The sequence below is a fragment of the Erwinia sp. genome (genome assembly GCF_049696395.1).
In the GTDB taxonomy this organism is placed as follows: domain Bacteria; phylum Pseudomonadota; class Gammaproteobacteria; order Enterobacterales; family Enterobacteriaceae; genus Erwinia.
Genome location: NZ_JBAVTT010000188.1, coordinates 1 through 4,243 on the forward strand (window position 1 = coordinate 1; position 4,243 = coordinate 4,243).

At 52.1% G+C, this 4,243-nt stretch carries 5 protein-coding genes and 1 pseudogene; all 6 read right to left on the reverse strand.

The genetic code is table 11. The annotated features are described in order from the left end of the window. Positions 1-335: deoxyribose-phosphate aldolase (gene deoC, locus WCC56_RS21375; RefSeq protein ID WP_424694323.1), on the reverse strand; the 335-nt coding region annotated here is incomplete at its 3' end. A 367-nt stretch (positions 336-702) separates the two neighbouring features. Beyond that, positions 703-1,479, reverse strand: coding sequence for a TatD family hydrolase (locus tag WCC56_RS21380; RefSeq protein WP_424694324.1), 777 nt, complete (start codon positions 1,477-1,479; stop codon positions 703-705). Then, the gene (locus WCC56_RS21385; protein ID WP_424694325.1) at positions 1,476-2,528 is read right to left on the reverse strand and encodes a patatin-like phospholipase family protein; all 1,053 of its coding nucleotides are present in this window, start codon (positions 2,526-2,528) and stop codon (positions 1,476-1,478) included. The genes WCC56_RS21380 and WCC56_RS21385 overlap by 4 nt, the downstream gene beginning before the upstream one ends. Before the next feature lie 146 nt (positions 2,529-2,674). Then, entirely contained in the window at positions 2,675-2,836 is a 162-nt protein-coding gene (locus WCC56_RS21390; RefSeq protein ID WP_013200641.1) for a DUF1328 domain-containing protein, read from the reverse strand. A 136-nt stretch (positions 2,837-2,972) separates the two neighbouring features. Beyond that, positions 2,973-3,587, reverse strand: coding sequence for a molecular chaperone OsmY (gene osmY, locus WCC56_RS21395; protein WP_424694326.1), 615 nt, complete (start codon positions 3,585-3,587; stop codon positions 2,973-2,975). Between the two features lie 303 nt (positions 3,588-3,890). Next, positions 3,891-4,243 (reverse strand): annotated as a pseudogene (gene prfC, locus WCC56_RS21400) (peptide chain release factor 3); the annotation flags it as partial.

The following is a 4,243-nucleotide window of genomic DNA, read 5'->3' on the forward strand; positions in this document are numbered from 1 at the left end:
GCCATCAACGCGCGATAAGGGAAGACCACATCAACCTCATCAGCACCGTAAGCGATGGCCGCGTGGGTTTCTGCCAGGGCAATTTCTTTGTCGTCATTGCCGTGCGGGAAGTTAGTGACGGTAGCAATGCGGATATCCGGCGTGTCTTGTTCGCGCAAGGTCTTACGGGCAATCGGGATAAAGCGCGGATAGATGCAGATTGCTGCGGTGTTGCCAGCCGGGGTTTTCGCCTGATGGCACAGCGCGATTACTTTCGCCTCCGTGTCATCCTCATTCAGCGTGGTCAGATCCATCAGTTTCAGCGCGCGTACGGCAGCTGCGGTTACGTCAGTCATTATGTTCTCCAGACAAAGTTTAAGGCGGCTTCCCGGATGCCGGGAACGAATTCCTTCCGCCTGAGCCCGCGAAGGGCTGTGATGTTAAAATAATAACGGAAAAGGCCTGGCCACTTCCGTGATGAAATTCACGAACAGGGAAATACTGTTGCAAGCATTGTACATTGCATGTGATTAATATCACATAAAATGGTCATTATCCTGCCATTACCCCCCGATTTTGCGCCACAACGCCCGATTGACGTCAGCATCATAAGTAAATGTTATAATTATAACATTCATCATGCAGTGTAGCAGATGCAGATGACAGTAGACCCGGCAGGCCAAAGGCGCACCGTCTCGCAGGGGACTTTAAGAGTTTAGCCAGTCAGAGCTGAAAAAGGGTGCGGGTGTTCTCACGAAGGGTTTCTGCTATTTCTTGCGGGGATTCTTCTCGCAATTCACACAGGCTCTGCCAGACATTTTTAACCCGCTCAGGGCGGTTGGGTTGCCCCTGAAAACCCTGTAAGGGCATATCAGGCGAATCGGTTTCCAGCAGCAGAGAAGTCAGCGGCAGACGTGCGATGGCATGACGGGTTTTACTGGCACGCTCATAGGTGATGGTGCCGCCAACGCCGATGGCATAGCCTGCGCGGATAAATGCCAGCGCCTGCTGTTCACTGCCGGCAAAACCATGCACCACGCCACGACGCGGAAGATCGAGACGGCGAAGGTGCAAGGCTAATTTATCGTGGGTGCGGCGGGAATGCAGGATCACCGGCAGATCGTACTGCTTCGCCAGCCGGATTTGCGCTGCAAGCACCCGCTCCTGCTTTTCAAACTGGGGATCGTCGATAAAGAGATCCAGTCCGATCTCCCCGATCGCCACCAGCTTGTTAGGCTTCAGCTTCAGATACGTTTCCAGCTGTTCGAGATGTGACTCGTCATGTTGAGCAATCGCCATCGGATGGGTACCCAATGCGGCATAAAGCGGCGGCCATTTCTCAGCCAACGCCATCACGCCAGCAAAACGGTCTGCCGACACCCCAACCCCAATGATTTTTTCCACGCCAGCCGCAGCAGCCAGGCGAAGGCTCTCTTCTTCATTGCCGAAGAAAGGATCAAAATCAAAGTGACAGTGCGTATCGACAAACGTTGGAGTCATGCCAGTGAGCCCTTAACGTATTCAGCATCGTTACCTGCCAGCGGGTCAAGAATGACGCCATCCCGGAGGGGTTCGTTGGCAACTGGCGCTGGCGGAACCACCGGTTTAGTGCTGAGCAGCGTTTCGTTTTCCTGCAACCATTGTCCTACTGTAGCCAGGAAATAGCGGCCGCAACGGCGTCCGAGATGATAATCCTGATTCAGTGAAGCAACACGGCTGCCCAACGCCATGCTGGCTAACGCATGTGGCGGGAAGATTTCAATAATCCTCAGATTGCCGGGAGGATTTTCAATAAAGTCCTGCGTCTCACGGTAGCTGTCTTCATGCAGATGCATGATATTAACCAACGGTTGCAGCGCGCTGTCGCTGAGCCAGCGCTCAATGCGTTTCAGCCACTGCGGCGTATAGGTCATCTGCGAAGGAACCGTGCGGATAACCACAATTGTATCAGCACCGCGACGCGCTGCTTCGCGCACCGGAATGGCATCACTGATCCCACCATCCAGATAACTGATGCCATCCAGATCCACGCCGGGGCGATACAGGCCAGGGATCGCGCTTGAGGCCTTAATGATATTCATCCAGTTCGCCGCCGTTGGGGCAAAATAGCCTGGTGAATAATCGTCACTGCGGCAGGCACACATATAGAACTCACGACCTGCAGAAAACATTTTCTCCCCGGCTTCTATCGCCAGCGGAAACTCCTGAGCAGTCACGTTCACCAACCAGTCCAGATCGATAAGATGCCCACCGCGAACGAAACGCAGCGGATCAAAAAACAGTTTACTGGTGGTGTAACGGGTGATCACTCTGCGCGCATAACCAGGCTGACCGCAGACATAGGCAGAGAGGTTTTGTGCGCCAGCAGAGGTGCCAAGCATCAAATCAAAGGGGTTGAAGTTTGCACGCTGGAATTCGTCCAGCACGCCAGCAGTGAAGATACCGCGCTGCCCGCCGCCTTCACAAACCAGAGCCAGTTTGCCCGGACGAAAAGGGGTTAACGCCAGCGGCTCAATATTGCCGAGGGTTATGGGGATGCGCTGTCCCAATGTTGAGATCCTCTGAGGAGTGAAAGACGCGAGGATACCCTGGAATGACGGTAACTGTTTGGCGTTTTTTGCGGCAGAATGTGTCTCGCCAGAAAGGCTAAAGGCCAGTCAATGACTGGCCTTTATTGATGCAACTGTTATTCGGTCTATAACTTCTTGCGGCCGGTAAACAGGCTGATCAGGAAGATAATGATACCGACAACGAAGACGATTTTAGCTGCCCATGCGGCTGTACCAGCCAGACCACCAAAACCTAACGCTGCTGCGATAAGCGCAATAATCAGAAAAATAATGCCCCAACGAAACATAAGCTTCTCCTTACCCTATATGTAGAAAAACAAACTGCCTGATTTATTCACTCTGCCGATACCGGCGAGAGAAGATTTTTTTCTTAAAACATCTTCAGCTGCGGACCGTCCTGTTATCAGACAGCCCGCGTCTGGTTTATGACTTCACAGTCAGATCATTTTTAACGCTTTTCACACCATCAATCGCTTTAGCAATACTTTCGGCACGTTCAGACTGCGCCTGGCTTTTCACCGTACCGGAAAGCTGCACAACGCCGTTGGTCGTTTCCACTTTCACGTTACGTGATGGCACGATGTCATCAGCTAACAGTTTAGCTTTAATTTCGCTGGTCGTTGCAGTATCACCGGCATAACCGCTCACGCTGGCTTTGGTACTGTCTTTAACGTGTAGTTTGTCGCTAACAGATTTAACACCCTCGACTTTTTTGGCCGCCGCTACAGCCAGTTCGGCCTGATCCTGCGACGGAACAAAACCACTCAGCGTGACTACGCCGGAATGGGTCTTCACGGAGATATCTGTGCTTTTGATTGCGTCGTTGTCTACCAGAGCGGCTTTCACCTTGGCAGTCACGCCGCTGTCATCCATGTACCCACCGACTGATTTCATTGAACTATCGATTTTGGAACCCGCGCTGTCAGCGGTGTTCTGCGTTTTGTTCATCATGGAGTCTTCTGCCATTGCAGAACCACTTACCAGCGCAGAACCTACCAGTACAGCCATCAGAGTTTTAGTAATCTTAGTCGTGTTCATCGATTATTCCTTCTTCATGTAATTGCACTCACAACTGTGAGCTTTCAGCCACAAACGGCGTGACTGCAGTAAGAGAGACGTTGCGACAAACCGCCGCCTGTTTTGCGTCCGTTGAATATAAATATAGACGCTAATCAGGATTTCACCGCCGCTTGTGGTTGATATGATGGATAAATGCACAAAAAGCAGGTTTTTTAAGAGCAGTCTGTAAGAAGAGAGAGAGGAACATCAGGGAGGGACAGGAGAAAAAAAAGCGATGCAGGCTGCATCGCTTCTTCAGTATAGACCAGACCCGAAGGGCTGTTAGTGCTCGCGCGTTTTGCGGAACACCACTTCTGGGTAACGCTCCTGAGTGATATTCAGGTTCACCATGGTTGGCGCGATGTAAGTCAGGTTATCCCCGCCATCCAGCGCCAGGTTCACTTCGTTTTTACGCTGGAACTCATCGAACTTCTTCGCATCGCTGCATTCAACCCAGCGAGCGGTCGACACGTTGATGGCTTCATAGATTGCTTCAACGTTGTATTCGCTTTTCAGGCGCGCCACAACCACTTCAAACTGCAGCACACCTACCGCGCCCACAATCAGATCGTTGTTGTGTACCGGACGGAAGACCTGCACTGCGCCCTCTTCCGACAGCTGGACCAGCCCTTTCA